Annotated in this window: 20 protein-coding genes; 14 read left to right on the top strand and 6 right to left on the bottom strand. The window is 39.0% G+C overall.

Features of this window, described 5'->3' with window-relative positions; translation table 11 throughout:
- Positions 1 to 9 precede the first annotated feature (9 nt).
- Positions 10 to 582, top strand: a complete 573-nt coding sequence (locus JET18_RS16950; RefSeq protein WP_228728582.1) for a chemotaxis protein CheB — start codon at positions 10 to 12, stop codon at positions 580 to 582.
- Positions 583 to 632: 50 nt separating this feature from the next.
- Positions 633 to 998: a response regulator gene (locus JET18_RS16945; RefSeq protein WP_202092973.1), complete on the top strand. Its 366-nt coding sequence runs from the start codon at positions 633 to 635 to the stop codon at positions 996 to 998.
- Positions 999 to 1,063: 65 nt separating this feature from the next.
- Here JET18_RS16945 and JET18_RS16940 read toward each other — a convergent pair whose 3' ends face one another.
- Positions 1,064 to 1,366: a hypothetical protein gene (locus JET18_RS16940; RefSeq protein ID WP_202092966.1), complete on the bottom strand. Its 303-nt coding sequence runs from the start codon at positions 1,364 to 1,366 to the stop codon at positions 1,064 to 1,066.
- A gap of 174 nt (positions 1,367 to 1,540) precedes the next feature.
- On the opposite strand from JET18_RS16940, the gene mug reads away from it, so the two are divergent.
- A complete protein-coding gene (gene mug / locus JET18_RS16935; protein ID WP_202092964.1) occupies positions 1,541 to 2,041 on the top strand; it encodes a G/U mismatch-specific DNA glycosylase in 501 nt (166 codons plus the stop codon).
- A 146-nt stretch (positions 2,042 to 2,187) separates the two neighbouring features.
- Here mug and JET18_RS16930 read toward each other — a convergent pair whose 3' ends face one another.
- The 3 genes from JET18_RS16930 to JET18_RS16920 all read right to left on the bottom strand — a co-directional run bounded on the left by JET18_RS16930 (position 2,188) and on the right by JET18_RS16920 (position 3,888).
- Positions 2,188 to 2,589 (bottom strand): DoxX family protein, encoded by a 402-nt coding sequence (locus JET18_RS16930; protein ID WP_202092963.1) that lies wholly within the window; start codon positions 2,587 to 2,589, stop codon positions 2,188 to 2,190.
- An 11-nt stretch (positions 2,590 to 2,600) separates the two neighbouring features.
- Entirely contained in the window at positions 2,601 to 3,221 is a 621-nt protein-coding gene (locus JET18_RS16925) for a hypothetical protein (RefSeq protein WP_202092961.1), read from the bottom strand.
- 67 nt (positions 3,222 to 3,288) lie between these two features.
- Positions 3,289 to 3,888 (bottom strand): Crp/Fnr family transcriptional regulator, encoded by a 600-nt coding sequence (locus JET18_RS16920; RefSeq protein ID WP_202092959.1) that lies wholly within the window; start codon positions 3,886 to 3,888, stop codon positions 3,289 to 3,291.
- 180 nt (positions 3,889 to 4,068) lie between these two features.
- Between JET18_RS16920 and JET18_RS16915 the strand changes: the two genes are divergently transcribed.
- The 5 genes from JET18_RS16915 (at position 4,069) to JET18_RS16895 (ending at position 11,512) form a co-directional block, all read left to right on the top strand.
- Positions 4,069 to 4,632, top strand: coding sequence for a Crp/Fnr family transcriptional regulator (locus JET18_RS16915; protein WP_202092957.1), 564 nt, complete (start codon positions 4,069 to 4,071; stop codon positions 4,630 to 4,632).
- A 98-nt stretch (positions 4,633 to 4,730) separates the two neighbouring features.
- On the top strand, positions 4,731 to 5,129 hold the full coding sequence (locus JET18_RS16910; RefSeq protein WP_202092955.1) for a RidA family protein: 399 nt from the start codon (positions 4,731 to 4,733) through the stop codon (positions 5,127 to 5,129).
- Positions 5,130 to 5,498: 369 nt separating this feature from the next.
- On the top strand, positions 5,499 to 6,665 hold the full coding sequence (locus JET18_RS16905; RefSeq protein ID WP_202092954.1) for a cytochrome-c peroxidase: 1,167 nt from the start codon (positions 5,499 to 5,501) through the stop codon (positions 6,663 to 6,665).
- Between the two features lie 284 nt (positions 6,666 to 6,949).
- On the top strand, positions 6,950 to 7,738 hold the full coding sequence (locus JET18_RS16900) for an SDR family oxidoreductase (RefSeq protein WP_202092951.1): 789 nt from the start codon (positions 6,950 to 6,952) through the stop codon (positions 7,736 to 7,738).
- 288 nt (positions 7,739 to 8,026) lie between these two features.
- On the top strand, positions 8,027 to 11,512 hold the full coding sequence (locus JET18_RS16895) for a glycosyltransferase family 117 protein (protein ID WP_202092950.1): 3,486 nt from the start codon (positions 8,027 to 8,029) through the stop codon (positions 11,510 to 11,512).
- 418 nt (positions 11,513 to 11,930) lie between these two features.
- Here the strand turns inward: JET18_RS16895 and JET18_RS16890 are convergent, their stop codons facing one another.
- Positions 11,931 to 12,419 carry a GNAT family N-acetyltransferase gene (locus JET18_RS16890; protein WP_202092948.1) on the bottom strand — a complete coding sequence of 163 codons (489 nt, stop codon included), beginning with the start codon at positions 12,417 to 12,419 and terminating at the stop codon, positions 11,931 to 11,933.
- 327 nt (positions 12,420 to 12,746) lie between these two features.
- On the opposite strand from JET18_RS16890, the gene JET18_RS16885 reads away from it, so the two are divergent.
- The 3 genes from JET18_RS16885 (at position 12,747) to JET18_RS16875 (ending at position 19,971) form a co-directional block, all read left to right on the top strand.
- A complete protein-coding gene (locus tag JET18_RS16885) occupies positions 12,747 to 14,204 on the top strand; it encodes a tetratricopeptide repeat protein (RefSeq protein WP_202092943.1) in 1,458 nt (485 codons plus the stop codon).
- A gap of 83 nt (positions 14,205 to 14,287) precedes the next feature.
- Positions 14,288 to 15,712 (top strand): tetratricopeptide repeat protein, encoded by a 1,425-nt coding sequence (locus tag JET18_RS16880; protein ID WP_202092942.1) that lies wholly within the window; start codon positions 14,288 to 14,290, stop codon positions 15,710 to 15,712.
- A 1,202-nt stretch (positions 15,713 to 16,914) separates the two neighbouring features.
- Positions 16,915 to 19,971, top strand: coding sequence for a zinc-dependent metalloprotease (locus JET18_RS16875; RefSeq protein ID WP_202092941.1), 3,057 nt, complete (start codon positions 16,915 to 16,917; stop codon positions 19,969 to 19,971).
- Between the two features lie 126 nt (positions 19,972 to 20,097).
- On the opposite strand, the gene JET18_RS16870 is transcribed toward JET18_RS16875, so the two are convergent.
- Positions 20,098 to 20,475, bottom strand: a complete 378-nt coding sequence (locus JET18_RS16870) for a VOC family protein (RefSeq protein WP_202094342.1) — start codon at positions 20,473 to 20,475, stop codon at positions 20,098 to 20,100.
- A gap of 262 nt (positions 20,476 to 20,737) precedes the next feature.
- On the opposite strand from JET18_RS16870, the gene JET18_RS16865 reads away from it, so the two are divergent.
- The 3 genes from JET18_RS16865 to JET18_RS16855 all read left to right on the top strand — a co-directional run bounded on the left by JET18_RS16865 (position 20,738) and on the right by JET18_RS16855 (position 23,504).
- Positions 20,738 to 21,742: an aldo/keto reductase gene (locus tag JET18_RS16865; RefSeq protein WP_202092939.1), complete on the top strand. Its 1,005-nt coding sequence runs from the start codon at positions 20,738 to 20,740 to the stop codon at positions 21,740 to 21,742.
- A gap of 24 nt (positions 21,743 to 21,766) precedes the next feature.
- Positions 21,767 to 22,669, top strand: a complete 903-nt coding sequence (locus tag JET18_RS16860; protein WP_202092938.1) for a helix-turn-helix domain-containing protein — start codon at positions 21,767 to 21,769, stop codon at positions 22,667 to 22,669.
- Between the two features lie 67 nt (positions 22,670 to 22,736).
- On the top strand, positions 22,737 to 23,504 hold the full coding sequence (locus JET18_RS16855) for a hypothetical protein (protein ID WP_202092937.1): 768 nt from the start codon (positions 22,737 to 22,739) through the stop codon (positions 23,502 to 23,504).
- Position 23,505: the final 1 nt, after the last annotated feature.

Below are 23,505 nucleotides of genomic sequence, written 5' to 3'. Positions count from 1 at the left end.
ACTTTGATCATGGAAGCAAAAAAAACGGATACGGAATTAGTCGTGATAGGAGGATCTGCGGGCAGTCTGCAGGTCATTCTGGAAATGCTTAAAAAATTAAAAACAGAGCTGCATTTTCCCATTGTTCTCGTGGTTCACCGTAAGGCATCCTCTACCAATATTCTGCAGACCCTGCTTCAGCAGTTTGTGGCAATGGAGGTGATTGAGATCGATGACAAAACGGAAATTGAGAATAATAAAGTATACATCGTTCCGGCAGATTATCATTTGCTGTTCGAAAATAAAAGCATGATGTCGCTGGATTTTTCAGAGAAGATGAACTATTCAAGACCTTCCATTGATGTTACCTTCAATTCTGCTGCGGAGGTCTACGGTAAAAACCTTGTGGGAATTTTACTTTCCGGTGCCAATGCAGATGGAGTGGAAGGTTTGGGATGCATCAAAAAAAACAAAGGAAAAGTCTGGATCCAGGAACCGGACACAGCCGAGGTAGATTATATGCCCAGGCATGCCGTAGAAGGAGTTGCGTATGATCTCATCATTACCCCGGAGAATCTGGCAGATTATATCAATCAGTTATAAAAAAAGAAAAGAAATAAAAAAACAACCCTAAGATTTAAATTAGAACTACTATGAGTACAAAGAAAATTTTGATTTTTGATGATGATACAACTATTTTAGAGGTAATTACCATCATTTTCGAAGAGAATGGTTATCAGGTCGAAATTTCAGAAACGTCTCATGACATACTGGAGAAAGTTGCCCAGTTTCAGCCCGATGTGATCCTTATGGATAACTGGATTCCAAAGATTGGAGGGGTAGAGGCCACCAAACTTTTAAAAAGTCATGAAGAATTCAAATCTATCCCGGTTATTTATGTGACGGCCAATAATGATATTGTAAGACTGGCACAAGAGGCTCAGGCGGACGATTTTGTGGCAAAACCATTTAATCTGGATGATCTGGAAGACAAAGTAGCTAAATATTTGAAAGATTAGAAGCGGATCAGTCGCAATAGAATAATATGAAAAAAAATCCTTACAGTTGAGTAGGGATTTTTTATTTAAACGATTCTTCTGTCCTCCTGAACACCCGGTTCCTTAAAATGTTTTATCCTTTCACGGATAAGATCTACAGTGCATTTTCCATGGTTGATTTCAGTAATCAAAGCAGATAAAAACAGTTTCAACTGGGGATTGGATAAGATTTTCTTCGTAAATGTTGTCGCGATGATCGGTTTTTTGGATACAATATTCTGGGTAAAGGTATATTCGCCTTCCAGATCTATATGTAAGCAAAACTGACTGGCTATACCAGCCGAGAAATATCGACGGATCAGGTCTGTATTTTGTAACATATTTTCCATCTGGTGTTTTTTTATTATATACAATAATATTCATGCCATAGTTGTTCTTTTATGCATTTTTTTAATTGATAATCAGGGAGAACGGAGAAGGCATGGTATGTTTTAAAAATAAATATTACCTTGCTGTCTGTTCAAGCCATCAGTCTGAATCTGTAAATTCAATTTTCATTACTTATGTTAACAGATATTATCGCCAAAGACCTTACTGTTATTTTTTGCGGGATCAATCCCGGATTGAAATCTGCTGAAGACGGACATCATTTTTCAGGACGGAGCAACCGGTTCTGGAAAGTCCTGCACCAGGCTGGTTTTACACCCTATCAGATAGAAGCTGTAGATGACAGAACCCTTCTGGATTTTGGGTATGGACTTACCACTGCTGTAGCCAGGGCGACCTCCCGCGCCGATGAGCTTTCCAAAAATGAATTTGATGATTCCCTTGAAATTTTTAAAACAAAAATAACGGAGTTTCAGCCCCAATATATTGTATTTCTCGGCAAAGCTGCCTATCAGGGATTTTCAAAAAAGAAGGAAATTCAATGGGGAAGACAGCCTGAGGATTTTTGTGGTTCCAGAGTCTTGGTTTTGCCCAATACCAGCGGCCTAAACCGTGGATTTACATTGGAAGCACTGGTGGAAGCTTATAAAGAACTTTACGCAGAGATTCAAAAATAACTGAAAAAGATTTTTTTACACTCATGCTAAGCATTCAGAGAACCATGTCAGGATTTAAAATCCTGACATGGTTAGTTGCGGTCTGCCTCTTCCATCTTTCATCCTTCAAATGAAATCCTTGCAGGCTTTTAGGTTTCAGTTAAATTTTAATCCCACTTACTTCCCGTAGAAACAGCATATTTTCCCGCACCGGTAAAAAAGAAACTTAAGCCTGCCAGCATATAGATCATCAGGAGCTCCAGTGCCCAGCCTCCGAATTCATTCAACTTAAATATATTACCGGTCTGCGCAAGGATAATCGCCGTAAAACAATTGGCAGCAAAAGCTATCCCTGCCAGCCTGATTCTGAACCCCAGGATAATCATGACGGGTGCGATAATTTCGCCCACAAATACCCCGTAGGCAAAGAAAATTGGAAGCCCTTTCTGTACCATCATCTGTTCGATAAACCCAACACCATGGATGAGTTTACTGATCCCGTACACCAGCATCGGAAAACCTATAGCTGCTCTTGTGATGAAAATTCCTAAATCATTGTTCTTGTTCATTGTATGATTATTTAAAAGTTATATTTTACGAATCCCCCGATATTTTCAAGGGTCTTTTTGGCATTATTAAACTGGTCAAAATTGGAAGCGATGCCGTACATCATCCTGTTCTGTTTCACCCCTAATCTCAGGAATTGCAAACCTCTCGGATAGCCGCTGTCATCTATATTTCCAATAGCCAGCACACTGAAATAGCCCTGAAGATTTTCTTTCAGGTGAGGTGTATATTCGAATGAAACAGACTGTTCAAGCGAAAATCCTTTCTGATAAGTAGCCCCGATTGAGTAAGAGAATGAGTAAGCGGTCCCCGTTATGCGGTACTGTGCATACACACTGAAAAAAGCACCCGGATTTTTCATTCCGAAAGCGGCATTCACGTTGAAATTTGTCGTAAGACGGTACGATAAAGTATTCCTGATAAAGAAAATATTGTCCTTATCTTTTGTGTAGGCTGTGTCAAATAAAGTAAGATTGTTGATTTTCAGCCGGTCGTTCAGCTGATAGTTGATATTGTGCATATAAGTATAGGAACGGTGCCCTAAAACAATATCGGGAGTATAGGCGATTTTCTGGGCGTCCAGCCCGGACGATGCCGCTGCAAGAGCCAGTACCACTGCATATTTTGCCTTCATAATTGTACTCGTTTGATTTTCTGTGAGCAAAATTATTCAGGTCAGAACGGAATCAACTTAAGAAATCTTAAGAAACGTCAGTGAGGTGTTTTTTTCGTAAATAGCTCAGGTATTCCACTGTAATTCCCAGGTAGGAAGCGATCATAAACTGAGGAAAACGCTGCTCAATATTCCGGTAGGTTGAGACAAAATTCCGGTATTTGGTGTAGGCATCAACCCTTGAATGCTCAAAAGTCCTTTCCTGCAGGGTAACGTAGGCACTCTGCATTTTCAGGCGCCAGAAATCGGAAACAGCGGGCACTTCCTTATACAGTATTTCCAGGTTTTCTTTGCTGATCTGAATTACGGTGGTTTCTTCATTCGCCTGAATGAACATTCTGGAAGGCTGGCCGCTCAGATAACTGTACAGATCATTGACCCACCAGTTTTCAATGCCCAGCTGGGTGGTATTTTCCCTTCCTTTTTCGTCAATATAATAGGCATAAAGACTTCCCTTTGCAATGAAGCGCATATGCTTCGAAATCTGTCCTTCCTGAAGTAAAAAATCTTTCTTTTTCAGATGAACAATTTCTAATGCTGGAATAATGATCTCAATATCTGTTTCTTCCAACGGAATGATTTCTTTGAAATGGGCTGTTAACTGTGAAAAAATTGTATCTGTATCCATAGTAAAATGCGGTCTGCAAAGGTAAATAAATCTTGAAACCTGTCTCTTTTTAACTGATAAAATCTTTAATAGTAGGGCGGAGTTTTAATCAATATAAATGGATATGATAGAATATTCTAAATGATAAAATGCATGGATGATGTGTGAGAAAACAGTACTTTTATAACTCATAATTAGAGAATGTTTGAGAAGTTAAGAGCCCATATTGAGAAAATTGTCCCGTTGAATGATGATGAATTTGAACATATTTCATCTTTTTTCACCTATAAAAAATATAAGAAACATCAGTTCCTGATCCAGGAAGGTGAGCTTGTACAATGTAATTATTTTGTAATCAGTGGTTTATTAAAGCTGGTGTATACCGATGACACGGCAAAAGAGCATATTGTAGGATTTGCCATGGAAGATTGGTGGGAAACTGATTTTCAGGCTTATTACAAACAGACCAAGGCATCCATGTCCCTGGAATGCATAGAGGATACCGAGGTCCTGTGTCTCCGGCTTGAAGATTACAGAAAACTCTGTGAAGCATTTCCGAAACTGGAACATTTCTTTCTTGAAAAGGCTTATATGGGCTTTATTTCAGCGCAGCAGCGTATCATTTCATCAATGACCGTGGGTATCAAAGAACGGTATCAACAGCTGGTTGAAAAATATCCTTCCCTGATCCAGCGGGTTTCAAAGTCACTTCTTGCCGCCTATCTCGGCGTTTCCAGAGAAACATTAAGCCGGCTGTCCCTTTAGATCTGTGATTCTCCTCACTTCATAATCGTGATCCAGGTCACGCCGGTTTATTGTACTTATTAAGCAGTTTTGTAAAGTAAATATAAAAACAAAATTCAATGAGTACATTAGAAAAAAGAACCGTAAATCCATGGGAATGGCAGAAAGAAAGAAGCTATTCCCAGGCAGTTGAAGTGAAAAACGTATCAGGAACATTATACTGTTCCGGTCAGGCCGCCATAGATCCGGATGGAACGTCCAGTGATAAAGATATGAAATCCCAGCTGGAACAGGCCATAGCCAATCTGGAAGAGGTGATCAGTGCAGCCGGTTATGAACCTGAAGGAATTGTCAGATTAAACATCTACACCACTTCTACAAAAGAGCTTTGGCCTCATTTTCCGATCCTTCAGGAATGGATTGCAAAACACAAGATAGAGCAGGCTGTAACCATGCTGGAAGTAACCGGATTATTTGAAACTTTAAAAGTAGAGCTGGAAGCAACGGTTGTGAAATAATTTGAACTTGGGACGAGAAGTGGTAGAGTTTGAGTGTTTGAGAGTGAATGGGTTGCTGGTTGTCAGTTGCTGGTTAAAATAGCGTTGCGGGTTACTGGTTGTTAGTTGCTAGATCCTAATGATTTAGCTCAACAGTTGTCAACCGGGACATAATGTCTTGCATCTTGATTCTTGACTCTTGATTCTTATAATTAAAAATTCACCATTCACTTGCGAAGCAAAATTCACCATTGACATTTTCCATCCTCAATCTCAATCTTAACCTTAACCTTAACCTTAGCCTCAACCTAAAAATCTAGTGTCTGAAATCTGACGTCTGGTACCAACATCTCATCCGGTTTTCCTATTTTTGCGGAAACTCCATGACTCATGAAAAATGTCCTAAGCTGGATATTAATTGCATTTCTTACGGTTTCCCTTTTGAATAACTGTTTCAGCAACAGTGTTCAGAAGGAAATCCGCGGGAAAGCCTCATTCCTGGCTGAATTGAGGAAATTATATTCCTCAGGAGATTCTTCACAATGGCCTAAGCCGATCTTAGACCCTGATGCAAAACCTTATTTTGCTGAAATAGGCCATCTCCCTGACATTCAGTTTCCCGCAGATAATCCTTATTCGGAAGATAAAGCAGCATTAGGAAAAATTCTTTTCTTTGATCCGAGACTTTCAAAATCCAATCAGATTGCATGTGCTTCCTGCCATGATCCGGAGCTGGGCTGGTGTGACAACCGGACTTTCTCCTTCGGGCACGACAGACAGCTTGGGACGAGAAATGCAATGAGCATTCTGAACGTAGCCTATGCACAGTCTTTATTCTGGGACGGACGTGCCGCATCGCTTGAAGACCAGTCGGAAATGCCGATCCGGGATGAAAGGGAAATGAGCGGGCATATTGATCTTGCCGCCGGAAAAATTGCAAAGATCAAAGGCTATGAAGTATTATTTGAAAAAGCTTTTGGGGACAAAAAAGTCTCAAAAGACCGGATTTCCAAAGCGATTGCCGCTTTTGAAAGAACCATAAAAAGCGGGACCTCGAAATTTGATCAGTTTATTGACGGAAAAGCAGATCTCTACTCCAATGATGAGCTGATGGGGCTGCATCTCTTCCGGACCAAAGCGCAATGCATGAACTGCCACAGTTCCGGATATTTTTCCAATAATCAGTTTGAAAATGTGGGAACTTCATTATTGGGCTCCAAAGAAGAAGATCTCGGCCGTTATCTGGTTACCAAAAAAGCGGAAGATGCCGGAAAGTTTCGGGTGCCGGGACTGCGTGAAGTCTCAAGAACAGGGCCCTGGATACATAACGGGTCCATGACAACGCTTACCGAAGTGATTCAGTTTTACAGCAAAGGAAATCCCGAACATTCACAGAAAAGATCTACCGTTCATGAAGGCATTACACTGACTTCTGAAAAATCAGGTTTTGTAAGGCTTTTAGATCTTACTGATGAAGAAATTTCTCAGTTGGAAGCATTTCTTCGAACGTTATCAAGCAAACCGGAAAGAGTACTTCCTCCGGCATTACCACAGTAATTTATACAGGGTCAGGAAGTTTGATGCCCGAAGAGGAAAGTTATTGCAGTCCGAAGATAAAAATAACCGTGGTTTTATCATTTTTTTTCTACTTTAACAAAATTTAAGGCAGCTGTTTAGCATTATTATCTAATAGTAACTTCCATCCTTTTTAATCTTAGCTTTTTTATCCCAAACCCAGATTATTTTACTTGCAATCCGGGGATTATTCATAAGGTTTTTGTCTTAGATGTAATGCTTTTTTGCTACATTTATCCTTCAACAATGACTCATAATAATCGCTTATGAATATTCAACTTTTTTCAAAAAATGCTTTGGTAGGAGCAGCTACCCAGGGAATAGGAGCAGGAATAGCCTTAGAACTGGCAAAATGCGGAGCTAACGTTACCATTATGGCCCGGAATGAAGAGAAACTTAAAAATATGCTGGCTGCACTGCCTGTCATCAATCTAGATCAGAAGCATCAGTATCTGGTGGCAGATTTTTCGGACTTTGAAGAATACAAAAAATTGATTACCGATTATTTTAGCCGTAATTCCATAGATATTCTGGTGAATAACACCAACGGTCCGGAGCCGGGCTTAGCCCTTGAAAAAGAGGTGAATGACTATCAGAAAGCATTTGATCTCCTTTTTAAAACGGTCTGCGAAACAACACTGCTGGCTTTGCCTTACATGATAAAACAGAAGCATGGCCGGATTATCAATGTTTCCTCACTGTCTGTGAAAGAACCGATCGGTAATTTAGCCCTTTCAAATTCCATCCGCTCTGCCGTGATCGCCTGGGCAAAGACTTTATCTATTGAAGTGGCGCAGCACCAAGTGACGATCAATAATATTTTAACCGGATATTTTGATACCGAGCGCATCCAGAACCTGATCAGGCATGAATCCCAGCAGACAGGAAAATCTGAAGAGGAAATAAGAAAAGGCAGAGAAAACAAAATTCCTATGAAGAGATTGGGTAAAACGGAAGAATATGGCCACCTTGCAGCTTTCCTGGCATCAGAATATTCATCTTACCTAACGGGAACCAGCATTCCTTTGGATGGGGGACTGAATAATACGTATTAAAAATCTCCCACAGAATCCACAGATGGAACAGATGTTTGCGCTTTATTAATCTGTGTAATCTGTTAAATCTGTGGGAAAATAATAATAATCTACTGTTAAAATACTCTCCCGCAGATTCCACAGATCTGGCAGATGTTTGCGTTTATATATCTGCATTATTCGTTAAATCTGCGCGAAATAATTGCAGCAATTTTATAGCTGAATTGGCCAAATCCGTCTGAATAGAAAATTTCATGTAATAATTCCCCAATCTGGGTTGTCTTACTATGTATTGAAATTACATAGTATATGAAGAACTGGTCTTTTAAAAAATGGAACATCGTTTTAGGATGGGTACTGTTCACCATCGCACTGATCACCTATGGTTCCACGATGGAACATTATCTCAGTTTCTGGGATTGCGGCGAGTACATTTCCTCTGCCGTAAAATTGGAGGTAACGCACGCTCCCGGAGCCGCTTTATTTCAGATCGTGGGGGCTGCGGCCAGTATTTTTGCGTTGGGAAATGAAGAGAATTATGCCATTGTCATCAATGCGATGTCTTCACTTTTCAGTTCGTTTACTATTTTATTCCTGTTCTGGACCATTACTCATTTTGTAAGAAGACTTTTAAATAAAGATTTCGATGAAATAACGAAACATCAGGAAATCTCCATTCTTTTTGCAGGGGCTGTAGGTGCATTGTGTTTTACCTTCTCAGATACGTTTTGGTTCTCTGCAGTAGAAGGAGAGGTGTATTCCATAGCTTCGATGTTCATCGCCTTATTGGTCTGGCTGATCACAAAATGGGAAAACGAGTATCTGGCGAAAGACAGTGAAAGATGGATTATCCTTATTTTCTTTATACTGGGACTTTCCGTAGGGGCGCACATGATGTGTATGCTTGCGATCCCGGCTGTATGTCTGGTGTATTACGCGAGAAATTATACATTTACCTGGAAAAACTTTATCTGGGCAAATGCCATCACTTTGGGAATTCTGATCATTGTGTTCAAAATTATCTTCCCATTGATCATGACGATGTTCGGAAGACTGGAAATATTCTTTGTGAACGGATTGGGGCTTCCTTTCCATTCCGGAACCATTGCGGCATTTATTCTCATGGCTGTAATGTCTTATTTTATGATTAAATATGCCGGAAAAGCGAAAAGAACAGTTTTTCAAACGGCTGCTTTGTCGGTGGTGTATATGATTATCGGTTTTTCATGCTGGCTGGTTATTCCTATCAGAGCAAATGCGAATCCTCCGATGAACCTTAATGATCCGGATACGGCGATTGGAATGCTGGATTATTATAACAGAGAACAATACGGTGACTGGCCAACGATTTACGGACAGAACTATACCGCTTTCCTTGATGCGAATGGAATCGAAAAGAATGAAGACGGAAGTTTCAAAACCCAGAAAACCGGTGAGACGTACGAAAAAGACGAGAAAACCGGAACCTACAGAAAGACCGGTGACCGTTTCAACTATGTTTTCAGCAAATCCCAGATCAGCTTGATGCCGAGAATGTACAATCAGGACAAGGATGTAATGGCGAACTACATTTCTATGTACGGAGCTCCGGATTTTACCTTCAATTATTCAAATGAAGATGTGGCAGATAATCCTCAGGCAAAACAGATCTTTGATGAACTGAGAGCGAAATATGAAGACAAATCAATCACAGCAGCAGATTATTTAAAGGTGAAGCCTTACAATCTGATCAACGTTCAAAAGCCTTCACTGGCCCAGAATATGGACTATTTCATCACGTTCCAGAACGGGTATTATTTTGTAAGATACCTGATGTGGAACTTCGTGGGAAGACAGAATGATCTTGAGGGAAAAATGGAAAACACAAGAGGAAACTGGATCTCCGGAATTCCTTTTATAGATAATGCTTTGCTTGGAAATCAGGACAAGATGCCTGCAAAATTCCAGAATGAAAGCACCGTGAAATTCTTCTTTTTACCTTTAATTTTAGGGTTAATCGGTTTCTTTTTCCAGTTAAACAGGGACTTTGGAAGGTTCTATGCCTTACTTTCATTATTTGTTTTAACAAGTATTGGAATTGTTTTTTACACCAGCATCAAACCTTTCGAGGTGAGGGAAAGAGATTATGCAATGGTAGGTTCCTTCTATGCCTTTGCGATCTGGATCGGGCTTGGAGCCGGAGCTATTTTGTGGTTCATTCAGTCTAAAGTAAAATCCAACGGAGCTAACATCGCTTTAGGAGTTGTTTTATTGGGTATACCGTTGATGATGGGCTTTCAGAACTATGTTCCTCACGACCGCAGTAAAAAATCGGCGGCGCGGGATTATGCCTACTCCTTCCTTAAGTCAGTGCCTAAGGATGATATTATTTTTATTTATGGTGATAACGATACGTTCCCGGTTTGGGCTATTCAGGAGACAGAACGTTTCCGGGATGATGTGAAAACGGTTAATTTCACCCTTTTAGCCACTCCATGGTATATTGATCAGGTAAAGAGAAAGACTTACAATGCGGCCGGAATTCCGACCCAGCTTACGCATGAAGATTACAGGGATGGGGTGAATGACCAGATTTATATGATGAAAAAAGAAGACTGGGAAGGTGTTTTTTCTATGTTAAAAGAACAGGGCGTTCCGGATACCCAGTTCGGAGCTTTCAGAAAATACCTTACGCAGGATGCTATAACGCTGAAAGAAGCCATCAGCTTCCTTAAATTCAAATCTTCGGAAAAGGATGAGCTTTTAAAAATGTATTTCGGGGAAGAAAAATATCAGGAATACAATATCCTTCCGGTGAATAAATTCATTCTTCCTGTCAATAAAGAAAACGCTTTAAGAGCAGGAATTATCACTCAGGCAGACCTTCCGGATGTAGTCAATCAAATCATGATCACATACAAAGGAAACACCCTTTACAAAAACAACCTGATGATGCTGGATATGCTTGCCAATTTCGACTGGAAGCGTCCGATCAACTTTTCATCAGGAGGAATCTACGACAGCGAAAATATCTTCTATCTTGATGAATATCTGCAGTTTGAAGGGTTCAGTTACAGACTGGTTCCTATTCATACGAGACAATCTCTGGACGGTGATATGGGTAAAGTAGACCCAAATTCTCTTTACCATGCTGTGAAAAATTTCAGATGGGGGAATTTTAAAGATCTCAGCATCCATTATGACGAGGCGGCAACGTCAAACATTATAGTCTACAGAATGGCGGTTGGAAGAGCAGCTTCAGCACTGGCATTAAGCGGACAGAAAGGAAAAGCGCTGGAAATCCTGGATCTTGCCTCAAGAGAAATTCCGGCTCAGAAATACAATGATCCGCGTTCATTGAGTGCTATGGTAACGGGATACATCATGGCAGGGCAGGAGCAGAAAGGGCTTCAGCTTGCAGAAATCCTGAAAAAAGAGATTTTTGAAGAGTATGATTACTATCTGAGTTTATCACCCGCATTTCAGCAGCAGTCGGTGAGACAGATGAGGGTGAAGCCTATGGAATATTCCATGGTTGTTTCTGCGGTTACCGATGCTTATAAAAAATCAGGACAGAACGAAAAAGCGTACGGCTATCTTGTAAAATCCATTGAACCGATCGATAAAAAATTCAATGTTTTCATCAAGGAGCTTCAGCATATGGGTAAGGAAAAAGCAATAAAGGAATCTGAAAATGTGCAGAAAATCACCCCTTTCTATCAATACTTATTTGATGTGATGCAGCCTTTTGATTCTACCTATTCAAAGGAGAAGGAAGATCAGATCACGAGGGCGATGATGAAAGTGACTCAGTAATATTTGAAATACTGTAATGAAAAGGAAGTATTGAAGCGCCTGTCTAAAAAGCTTCCCAAGAATAATCCCCGAATCCAAAAACTTCGGGGATTACATTTCTCTAGCTGAAAATCTTTGATTTTATTGCGTCTTACATATTCACAATGCTTAAAAACCTTGTGCCGTTGCGATTGCCCAACAAAGCATAAAACAAGCAGAAAACTTTTGTTTTTTATAGTTGGAATAAGGCGAAGACGCAAATTTTATAACAAAAACATGGTATAAGGCGCAAAGATTTTATCTCCGATAAAATTGAGTATGTCATCATCTCTCTAACTGAGAATCTTTGATGTAAGCCTTAACAACACAAATAATCTTTTTTTTTCGGTAAATCACAAAAAAGACCGCCTCACTTTTGAGACTGCAGCTTTTTCATGCTCTAGTCAGTTGTATTCAAATACATCTTCCGGCTGCCGTTTTCCTGCTCTCCGGAATCATCCGGAACTTCTGAAAATCCTATTTTCTTATACAGATGATAAGCTTTTTCGTTGTTGTGCGTCACCTCAAGAAAAATGCTGATTCCATTACATCTTTTCCTCGCTTCATCAATAACGGCCTGAATCAGTCCAAAGCCTATATTTTTCCCCTGAAACTCTCCTTTTACATACATCTGGTAAATATTCCCGGTATTATTTTCATCTTTTACAAAACTGCAGATCCCGATAAGTTCAGCATCGGCAAATGCTCCCAAAACAAACCTGTCCTGAGCCTGATTTTCAATATCCGTTTCCAGCCTGAACTTTTCTATTTTTACTGATTCCTCATAACTGGCACAAAATGCTTCGGGAAATTTTGCTAAACTTTCAAGCCTGATGCTTCTGTAATTTTTGCTTTCATCGGGCAAAAGTAAACGATAATTAATATTCATTTGAAGTAATAATTGTGTTTCTAATTTTCGTAATATATCTTAAATGTGCGAAAATATTTATTAAATAAAATTATTTTTTTTAATAAAACTTAAAATATTCTCTTTTTTAATTAAGAAAATTAAGAAGAATGTTTCTAATTAGTTTTTTGTTTTTATAGTTTTTTATCAAATTAAAATCTAAATTTTTGTATATTTATAACGAAAAATCAACAAATTTATAAATATATTCAATATTGACTTATTAGGTTGATTGAAAAACCAGTACCATACGGAAAACAGCATACCCATAAATAACTGATAAATTTTATATATGAAGACCATCTTATTATGAAAAATTGGATAATCCGTATCATACGGATGATTATATTATTTATTATTATTTCATGCAGCCAGACTTCTCCCTATGAACATACTGAAGATTTTGATGTGCCTTTATTAAAGAAGAACCACATTCTGAATTCATCAGGTGATTTTGAAGCATTGGTGAAACTTAACGGAGAATACTTTAAACAAGCAGACAAAATAGGGTATAAAGAGGGCAAAGGACTCTGTTTTCTCAACGTAGGCAATGTCAATTCTACAGAAGGAAACTATAAAAGGGCACAGGCTCTTTTAAACAAGGCCGGAGAAAGTCTCAAACAGTCAGAAAACGGTTTCCACAGGGCCAAATTTTATGACAGCTACGCTGATTATTATTCCCATCTTAAACAGTATGATAAAGCCATCATCTATAGTGATTCTGCACTCTGCTCTTTAAAAAAAGCCCCTGATTCAAAGCTTAAAAAGGAACTTTTACCCAGAATTTATACGAACAGAGGAACTTATTTTGCCTGGAAAGGCGAGTTTGGAACTTCATTGAAAAGTTTTCGGAAAGGGCGTGATTTAGAAAATTCAGCGTATTCCAACTGTATGCTTGCCCAATATTACCTGTACACCCAAAAGCTGGATTCGGCAGGAGTGTATGCCCTGCGGGCCGGAGAAATGATGAACCGGCAGAAAACAACGGATATTGAAAAGCAGTGGGTGTATTATACGCTGGGCTATTACTATAATCAGGTCAACCAATATGATGAAGCTGAGAAAATGCTGAATAAAGTATTGGAAATGAGTGAAAAGACCAAATCTATCTATTCTTTTCATATAAGAGAGGTCTACAACGCTCTGGCAGATGTTTACAAAAAGAAGAACGATAAAGAAAAGGCCTATTTTTACTTACAGAAATACCTTGAAGAAGACAACCGGCTGAATGAAGCACGCTTTGCCGCGATTAATAAAACGACGGATGATTTTATTCTGGAATCGAAAAAAGAATCCGGGCAGCGGGAAAATGAGCTGTGGATCATCGGAATACTATCTGCAATTATCCTCACAGTGACCGGAATATTGATCTGGAAAAGCATCCGGCATCTGGAATCAAAAAAGAAAAGCTTAAAAACTGAAACAGATACCCTTAAAAATCAGGTTCATAAAAAGAAGCTTCAGGAAGTTATTGAAATGGCTAAGAATAATGATTCCTTATTCCTGATGAAGTTTAAAGAGCTCTATCCCGAATTTATCAGCAGATTACTGACGATCAATCCTGATTTTGAAAATTCTGAACTGGCTTTCTGTGCACTGCTGAAACTGCATTTTAGCTCCAAGGAAATTGCAGATTATACCTTTGTTCAGCATAAATCTATCCAGCAGAAAAAATACAGACTGAGAAAAAAACTTAATCTGGAAGGAGACCAGGATATTTATGAATTTCTTGATAATTTAGAAAAATTTACTGATGAACAAAATTAAAATAGCAAATTCTGCGTTTAGGAATAGATTTTGAGATCTTCACAAGGTATTGAAAACATTTATAATTAAATATAAAAACGTACATGATACGCTGTTTTATTTTCGTTTTGCTCTTTCTTTTAACATCATGCAGGGAAGATTTTCATAATCAATATGAGAAAGATTTTGATATTCCTCTGATTACGCAAAATGAAAAGCTCCGCCTTTCCGGTGACTACAACTGCCTTGTACAGCTTAATAAAAAATACTACCAAAAAGCCAGAGAGCTGGATTATGATGAGGGTAAAGCATTGTGCTATATGAATTTAGCAAATGTAAACATAACGCTTGAAAATTATCAGAGAGCACAAACCCTTTTAAATAAAGCCGATAAGCTTCTTCAGAACTCAAAAAGCAACGTCCATAAAGCTAAATTTTGCACCGACTACAGCCAATTTCAATTGATTCTTAAACGTTTGGATCAGGCCTTCGAATATAACCGGCTGGCTATGAATTATATAAAAGGGGCACCAGCTTCCCCGTTTCAGAATGATGTTCTTTTTAGAATTTATTACAGGCAGGGTGATTTCCTTTCATGGAAAAAGGAATACCTCTCTTCTATAGAGTATTTTCATAAAGCCGGAAAGCTGGACAGTACAGGACGGATAGACTGTGCTATAGGAGACGTTTATTTATATGGTTTGAAGGAGATGGATTCTGCCCGTTTCTATTTGTCCCGGATAGCAGAAAAATGTAACCGGCAGGGAAGAACGGATGGTGTGGCTTTGAATGCGAATACCGTTTTGGGAGAATATTATATGTTTACCAACCAGTATCCCGAAGCGGAAAAATACTTCACCAAAGCTCTGGAAATCAATAATAAAACGAAGTTTGTATTTGCCCAGTACACCAAATATATTTACACTGATCTTAGAACTTTATATGAAAAAATGGGGGATAAGGAAAAAGCCCTTTTCTACCTGCAGGCTTATACCGAAGAAAAAAGCAAATCTGATACGGCATTGCTCAAAGCGATCAATAATGATATGGAGAGCTTTATTTCAGATGTAGAGGAAGATAACCAGCACCACAGGAACAAAGTACTGCTTTTGTGCATTGCCTCTGCGCTGCTTCTCTTTTTATTAGGAATATATGTATGGAAGATCAGCAAAAGGCTGAAGGAGAAAAAAAAGCTTCTGAAAGATGAAGCGGAACGGCTGAAAAACCAGATGGGTGATACCAGCCATGAAGAAGTAATAGAACTGGCAAAAAAGAACGATCCTGCTTTTTTGGATACTTTCAAAAATGTATATCCTCACTTCATTGAAAAAATTCTTGAAATCAATCCCGATCTTGAAAATGCTGATCTGGTTTTCTGCGCTATGCTGAAGCTTCATTTTACATCCAAAGAGATCGCTGCCTATACTTTTGTGCAGCCCAGATCTGTTCAGCAGAAAAAATACCGGTTAAGGAAAAAACTGAATATTCCAACTGAAACGGATACCTATCAGTTTTTTGACAGTCTGTAATAATTAAACGGCTGGAAGAGATACTGGAAATTTATAATCAGATAGCTCTTTTAAATTGTTTTGAAAAACGAATAAAACCATCTTAGATTCTATCTTTCGACCTCAATAAACTTCCCTCTTCGGGCTTCAGACTTCCTGACGGTAATCCTCAATCATTTTAGGGCAAAAAAAAACTGCCTGATAAATCCAGACAGCTTCGAAATATTTTTTTCCATCATAACTGAAAACCAATTTCATCACTTGTTGTTTGTAGTTCAAATTTGAGGCTTTTTATAGAAAACACGAAAAAATATTATACTACATGGGTACTACATGGTTATTTTTTTAATGTAATTGCTTATTTATGGTTAATTATTGTTTTCAGATTAAATTATTTTTTCAGTATTTATCTTGTTGGTTTTTAGTGGAATAGTGTAGGTGTTTAATTAATTTTTGAATAAGGCTGCCTGTTTTTTTTTAAAATTAAAGATGCTGTTGTTAATTTTTTTCACTTTTTTACAAATTGAAGTTTATTTTTTTTGTAGTAGGTAAGTAGCATGCTATTTTTTGGCTGTGATTTTTATATTTAAGAATTTTGAAACGGATGATTGTTTGAAATAATCTTCGTGAGTAAAAAAAATTAGGATGAGCTGCCCGGCAATGTCGGGCAGCTTTTTTTATGACATAAAATTTATTTTAACCAGAGTTTGGGATAAGGTATTTTCGTTTGTATAATAGGTCGGGAAGTTTGAAGTCGGAAGAGGGAAGTTATTGAAGTTCAAAGGCAGAAATACACCGCAGTTTTAAGTAATTTTTTAATCTGCTTAACAAATTTAAAGGCAGCTGTTTAATAAATTGTCTGGTAGTAACTTCCTTCTTCCGACTTCCTGTCTTTTATAGGTTCAAATTTCCGGAAAACGTACCTATATATTACCCGCTTCTTAGAATGATCATCAACATTATTCCTGTGAGGAGAAAATTATGTTAAATAGCTCTGAATGAAGCTGTTTTACAATTTGTTGACAATCAGTTTTTTACTCTTGAGAAGTATCTGAGTAGTATGTGGTTTTTTATACTTTTTAATGGAGGAATGATAGTTTTGTTCTTCAAACGAATCTGCATATTAGATGTGTTTAAATTTTCATTTGGTAATTGATAAATGCAGTGCTTCGTTTCCTATTATTATTGAATAAGTAAACCAACTATTATATAATACTCTGTTTATGAAAAAAAGAATTTTATTAGTGAGCGTTTTGGCCGCGGGATTTACATCTCTTTATGGTCAGCGCTGGGAGCCGGCAAGACAGAAAGTATCCGAGATCAGAAAAGATGTTGAAGTGAAACATTCGTATCACGTAGATATCACATCGCTTCGAAGTCTGCTGAAAGATGCTGTAGAAACAGGAAAAGGAGCAAAGCCTGTGATTATTTCACTGCCAACGGCAGAAGGGAAGATTGAAAAATTTGCCGTTTATAGTGATCCTGTTATGGAAAAATCTATGGCAGACAGGTATCAGCTGGGTGCCTATGTAGGGGTGGGGATAGATGATCCTTCCAAATATGTAAGGTTCAGTACTTCTCCTGCTGAAATTCAGTCGATGATCATTAAAGATGGAGTATTTGAATTTATAGAACCTATTTCTACAGATAAAAAGACCTATGGGGTTTTCTATAAAACCAAGCGTACAGAAAGTGATCATGGCTTTGAATGTACAACGGAAGAAAAGAATTTCAAAGATGTAAAGTCACTGGAAGCCAACGGAAAAAAAAATCTTTCTAATGTAGGCATTACCGGCAGACCTGCCAGTACAAAATACAGAACCTACAGACTGGCTCTTGCGGTAACAGGAGAGTACACCAAAAGATTTGATCCTAATGGTGGAACCGCTAATACTGTAGCACAAATGAATGCTACAATGAACCGTGTTAATGGGATTTTTGAAAAAGATTTTGGAATTAAACTCCTGATTCAGGATCTTCCCACTATTATTTACACAGATCCGGCAACGGATTTTTATACGCCTCCTGCAACCGATAATGACCCGTCATTAAACCTTCAGCTGCAGCAGACATTAACCAGCATTGTTGGTAATGCCAATTATGATATGGGACATGTTTTTCATGCCGCAGGTGGAAACGGTAATGCAGGTTCTATAGGTTCTACCTGTGTAGACCCTGCAACGGCAACTACTCTGGCAAAAGGATCTGCTTTCACGCAGAATGCTGATCCTCTGGGAGACTTATTCGATATAGACTATGCAGCTCATGAAATGGCTCACCAGTTAGGAGGAAATCATACATTTTCGCACAAGTCCGAGGGATCCGGAGTGAATATAGAACCCGGAGGAGGGACAACCATTATGGGCTATGCCGGAATTACCGGCGATAATGTACAGGCAACAACAGACGCTTATTTCCATTATTCTTCCATCAATCAGGTATTAAACAGCCTGGAAAGTAAGCCTGCATGCGGAACATCGGAAGATATCACAACCAATACAGCTCCTGTGATTACGCCTCTTACTGCTTACAGCATTCCTAAAGGAACGGCCTATTATTTAGATGCAGTTGCTGCAGATGCTGACCCTGTAAAATATACATGGGAACAGTATGACAGTGTGGATGAACTGAACTCTATTTCCGGAGACAGCGGATGGGGATATAACCCACAGGGAGCATTAACGAGGTCTTATTTCGGAACAGTAAGCGGAAGAAGATATTTCCCAAGCCTGTCCTTAGTAATGAACGGTGTTTTAACGAATAAAACGGCTCCGGGAAGTGATACTACTCCAAATTGGGAAACAGTATCCTATGTTCCCCGAACTTTACATTATGCGGTGACAGTAAGGGATGAGAATGCTGCAAGACCTATGCTTTCTTCCGCAGAAACAACGGTTACTGTTGGAAATGACGGACCTTTCAAATTTGCAGGCCTTACTTCTTCTTCAGTATTGTATAACAACAGTTCCAATACGATCCAGTGGGATGTGGCCAATACTGCAGCAGCTCCGTACAACGTGGCCGCAGTAAAAATAGATTATACGGCAGACAACGGAACGACCTGGACGGATTTGGTGGCTTCCACTCCTAATACGGGAAGCTATGCCGTACAAATGCCTTCAAGCTTAACCGGATCTGTAAAACTGAGAATTTCAGCAATCGGAAATATATTCTATGCAGTATCTCCGGCAGTTACCATCGGAACAGCACCAACTTCTACTTCTGCTGCACCTACAGGAATTGCAGCGATAGAAGCAGAAATATTCAAAACAACAGCCAGAGTAGCATGGAATACTGTTCCGGGTGCGACATATGCTGTTAATTACAGAAAAGCGGGTACCACAAACTGGTCAAATACAACCAGCACAACAAATTCAGTAGTCCTTAATACTCTTGAGGATGAAACAAATTATGAAGTACAGGTGGCAGCTGTTGTCAATTCTGTTCCGGGAACGTATTCAAATAATTATACCTTCAAGACGAAAGGATTGAAAACAGGAACAGATTACTGTTTAATGACTACCGGCGGAAATAGTTTTGCAAACCTAGCACTTAACAGCGGACTGGCCAGATTAAACGTAGCTAATTTAGCTTACTCAGACCTTGCTTACAAAAGTATTTTCAAAACCTATTTGGATTTCAGTGAAGATGCAGGCAAACTGATCAATCTGACTAAAGGAACACAATATACATTGTCTTACATTAATATAGGAAACGAAATAGGATCAGCAAACTATCCAGACAAACTGGAAGTATGGATAGACTATAACAGAAACGGTGTTTTTGAAGCTTCAGAAAAAATCGGTTCCAAAAGTGGTGTGCCTAACGCCAATGCCTTACATGCGGGAACAATCACATTTACAGTTCCAGCCAGTGCCTATTCAGGAGATAAGCAGTTAAGAATGAGAGTGGCAAGTACTTCCTTCGTGGCGGCCAGCGGACCATGCGGCAGCCCGTCTTATTCAGAAGGAGGAGAAACTTATTCATACGGATCATATAAGGATTTCCCTGTAAAGATCACAAGCGGATTGGCTGTAAACGAGGTAAAAGATACAAAATCAGAACTATCCATCTATCCGAATCCTGCGGACACTTATGTTGAGGTGAAGAACCTGAAAGGAAAAGCTGAGTACAAAATCTACAGTGCAGACGGAAGACTGGTTCAGGAAGGTAAGCTGGACGGCCAGAGAATTAATGTGGCAGCACTGGTAAAAGGAGTATATATAATCTCAATTACAGATGAGGCCAATACTTACAGCACCAAGCTGATCAAAAAATAAAAAATGAGATGCTTATTAATGAAAGGCAGATAATCTTCCTGCCCTGACAATAAAAGCGAATTTCATAGTACCTTTTGTGATGAAAGAGCCCGGAAATTTCCGGGCTCTTTCTATTTTTATAATCAGTTAATCAATAGGTTCCCAAAGCTGGATTTTGTTGCCTTCAAGATCGAGGATATGAATGAATTTCCCATAATCATATGTTTCAATGCTGTCCACGATCGTTACATTTTCCTTTTTCAGCTCTTCTACAAGAGCTTCCAGGTTTTCCACTCTGTAATTGATCATAAAATCTTTTTCAGAAGGTTCAAAATACTTCGTGGTCTCAGAAAAAGGAGCCCATTGCGTCAGTCCTTTTTTGGAGGGATCTTCGTTATCGCGCCATTCAAAGCTGGTTCCGTAAGGACTTGTTTCAAGGCCGAGATGGGTTTTGTACCATTCGTTCATAGCGCCCGGATCTTTTGATTTGAAAAGGATGCCACCGATTCCTGTTACTTTTTTCATGTCTATTTTTTTAATCGTTAGAATATTAGGATAAGGAAAACTGATCTGCATTTCCCCCTGTTTTCAAATATATGTAAAACTTTTTATCGGAATATTCTTTTCATTTCAAATTATTAATGGTTTTACAGAAGATACTTAAAGACTGATGATAATGGCTGTTGATGCCCCAATATAAATCCGTGATTTACATACATATTTCGTGATTCTGCATACATCCGCCTCATTATTTCTCCTGAATTTTGTACTCATAAAAATCAACATTATGAATTTAAATCAGGTAAAATTAGGAAGTCAGGGTTTGGTCATCCCCAATATAGGATTAGGATGTATGGGAATGACAGGTTTTGAAGATGCCAATATGTACGGTGAGGCAGATGAAAGTGAAGCTATTGCAACCATCCACCGCTCTCTGGAATTAGGAGGGAATTTTCTGGATACGGCAGACCTTTACGGACCTTTTAAAAATGAGCAGCTCATCGCAAAAGCTATCGGGAGCAAGCGGAATCAATATATTCTCGCCACAAAATTCGGGTGGGAAATAGATGATGCCGATAAAGTAACATGGGCCATCAACGGAACCCGAAATTATGTAAAAAAAGCGGTGGAAAGGTCACTTAAAAACCTGAACACAGATTATATTGATCTGTATTATATGCACCGTCTTGACAAAAATACACCCGTTGAAGAAACGGTAGGAGCCATGAGTGATCTGGTAAAAGAAGGAAAAATAGGGTATATAGGATTATCGGAAGTATCTTCAGAAACAGTACGGAAAGCCCATGCCGTTCACCCCGTTACTGCAGTACAAAGTGAGTATTCTCTCTTTGAAAGGACTGTAGAAGAAAAAGGTGTTTTATCAACCCTTGAAGAGCTGGGAATAGGATTTGTAGCCTATTCACCATTAGGCCGCGGCTTTTTATCAGGTCAGATCCGTTCCCTTGATGACCTGCCTGAAAATGATTTCCGGAGAGCAATCCCGCGTTTTCAGGAACCATATTTTTATAAGAATATTGAGCTTGTAAAGGCTGTAGAAAGCATGGCTGAAGAAAAAGGAGTTACGTCTTCACAGCTGGCCCTGGCCTGGATCATGAGTAAAGGCATCATTCCGATTCCCGGAACCAAGCGCAGAAAATATGTAGAACAGAATATAGCAGCAGCCAGCATCCAGCTCGATGAAAAAGATCTTTTAAAACTGGAAAGTATCGTACCTTTGGGAACAGATACGGGGGCTCCATACGATGAGTTCAGTATGGGACTCCTGGATTAAATCATCAATCATAAATACTAAGTTATGAATATCATACAGTCTGTTTCTGCGTTCCACCGGTTACTGTCACTGCCTGAGCCCAAACATCCTCAGGTAAGCGTGATCAATTTATCAGAAAGTGTATTTTTGGATGATGAGATTTGGAAAGGTTTTGTCAACAGATTTTACTGCATTGCTTTAAAAAGAGATGCAAAAGGCAAGATAAGATACGGCCAGCAGCATTATGATTATGATAAAGGCGTTCTGAGTTTTACAGCACCCAACCAGATGCAGTACCTGGATTTTCACAACATGGAATGTGGAGCAGGATATCTTTTGATCTTTCATGAAGACTTTATTTTGAAACATCCTTTGGCCAATACCATTTCGGGGTACGGATTCTTTTCCTATGCGGTGAATGAAGCTTTGCATTTATCTGAAGATGAGGAAAATAACCTTATTGAGATTCTTCATAAAATTGATAGGGAATGCCGGCATATAGACAGACATACCCAGGAAATTATTTTGTCGCAGATAGACCTGCTTCTCAATTATTCCAACCGTTTTTATGAACGGCAGTTTATTACCAGGAAAAACAGTAACCAGCAGCTTCTGGCCAGGTTTGAAAAGTTTCTCAATGATTATTTTGATCATGAGGAATCTGCCGAAAAAGGAATTTTAACCGTTCACATGATTGCGGAGGCTATGAACCTTTCTGCCAATTATTTAAGTGATCTTTTGAGAATCCATACGGGACAGAACACACAACAGCATATTCATGAAAAATTGATTGTTAAAGCTAAAGAAAAACTTTTGTCAACGCAGTGGTCAGTCAGCGAAATTGCCTACAGTCTGGGTTTTGAACATTCCCAGTCTTTCAGCACTTTATTTAAAAAGAAAACCCAAATGACCCCACTGGAATTCAGAACAGAATTCAGACTGAACTGATTTAAGAAAAAACCTGTTGGGTGAATTTCCCGAAATGCTTACATTTGAGGCTCAACCTGATCACCCTATGAAAAAAAACATAGTAAGCCTAATTCGTTTTACATGGATTCCTTTAGCAGTTATTCTGGTCTGCGGATGTTCAAAAGAAGAAAAAAAGCAGGAAACTGTACAGAAAAACGCTCCGGCAGCAGCAGCTGTAAATAATTCCGAATCCGCTGCACCTGCAGTTCAAACAAAGAAAGATCCTGCGGAATTTGTCCCGGAAGGCTATAAATTATTTAAAAAATCTTTCGGAGATTTAAACAACGATGGGGCAGAAGACTGTATTCTCATCATCAAAAAAGTAGATCCCGCTAATATCGTTACCGATGAAAATCGTGGAAAACTGGACAGAAACCGCCGCGGTCTGATCATCCTTTTCAAGAAAAACGACGGCTATGAACTCGCTTCCAAGAATTACAGCTGCTTTACCTCAGAAAATGAAGACGGAGGCGTTTATTACGCGCCTGAACTGGATGTTTATGCTGAAAAAGGAAAGCTCTATGTTCATTATGCTCATGGCAGATACGGGTACTGGACCTATACTTTCAGATATGGAAAGTCAGATTTTGAACTGATAGGCTATGACGGCAGTTCCAATATGGGGCCACGCGTGAACAGTACCACCAGTATTAATTTTTTAACAGGAAAACAGCTGGATAGAACCAACGTGAATGAAGGAGCAGAGGGCGGTGATGAAGTATTTGAAGATACCTGGAAAAAAGTAAAATCTACAAAACTGATGACCCTTTCAGAAGTGAAAGATTTTGATGAACTGGATTTGGCTTACGATTAAA

It is taken from the genome of Chryseobacterium endalhagicum (assembly GCF_016745235.1).
In the GTDB taxonomy this organism is placed as follows: domain Bacteria; phylum Bacteroidota; class Bacteroidia; order Flavobacteriales; family Weeksellaceae; genus Chryseobacterium; species Chryseobacterium endalhagicum.
Note: the sequence above shows the minus strand (reverse complement) of the source record. Positions and strands in the feature narration are given on the sequence as shown.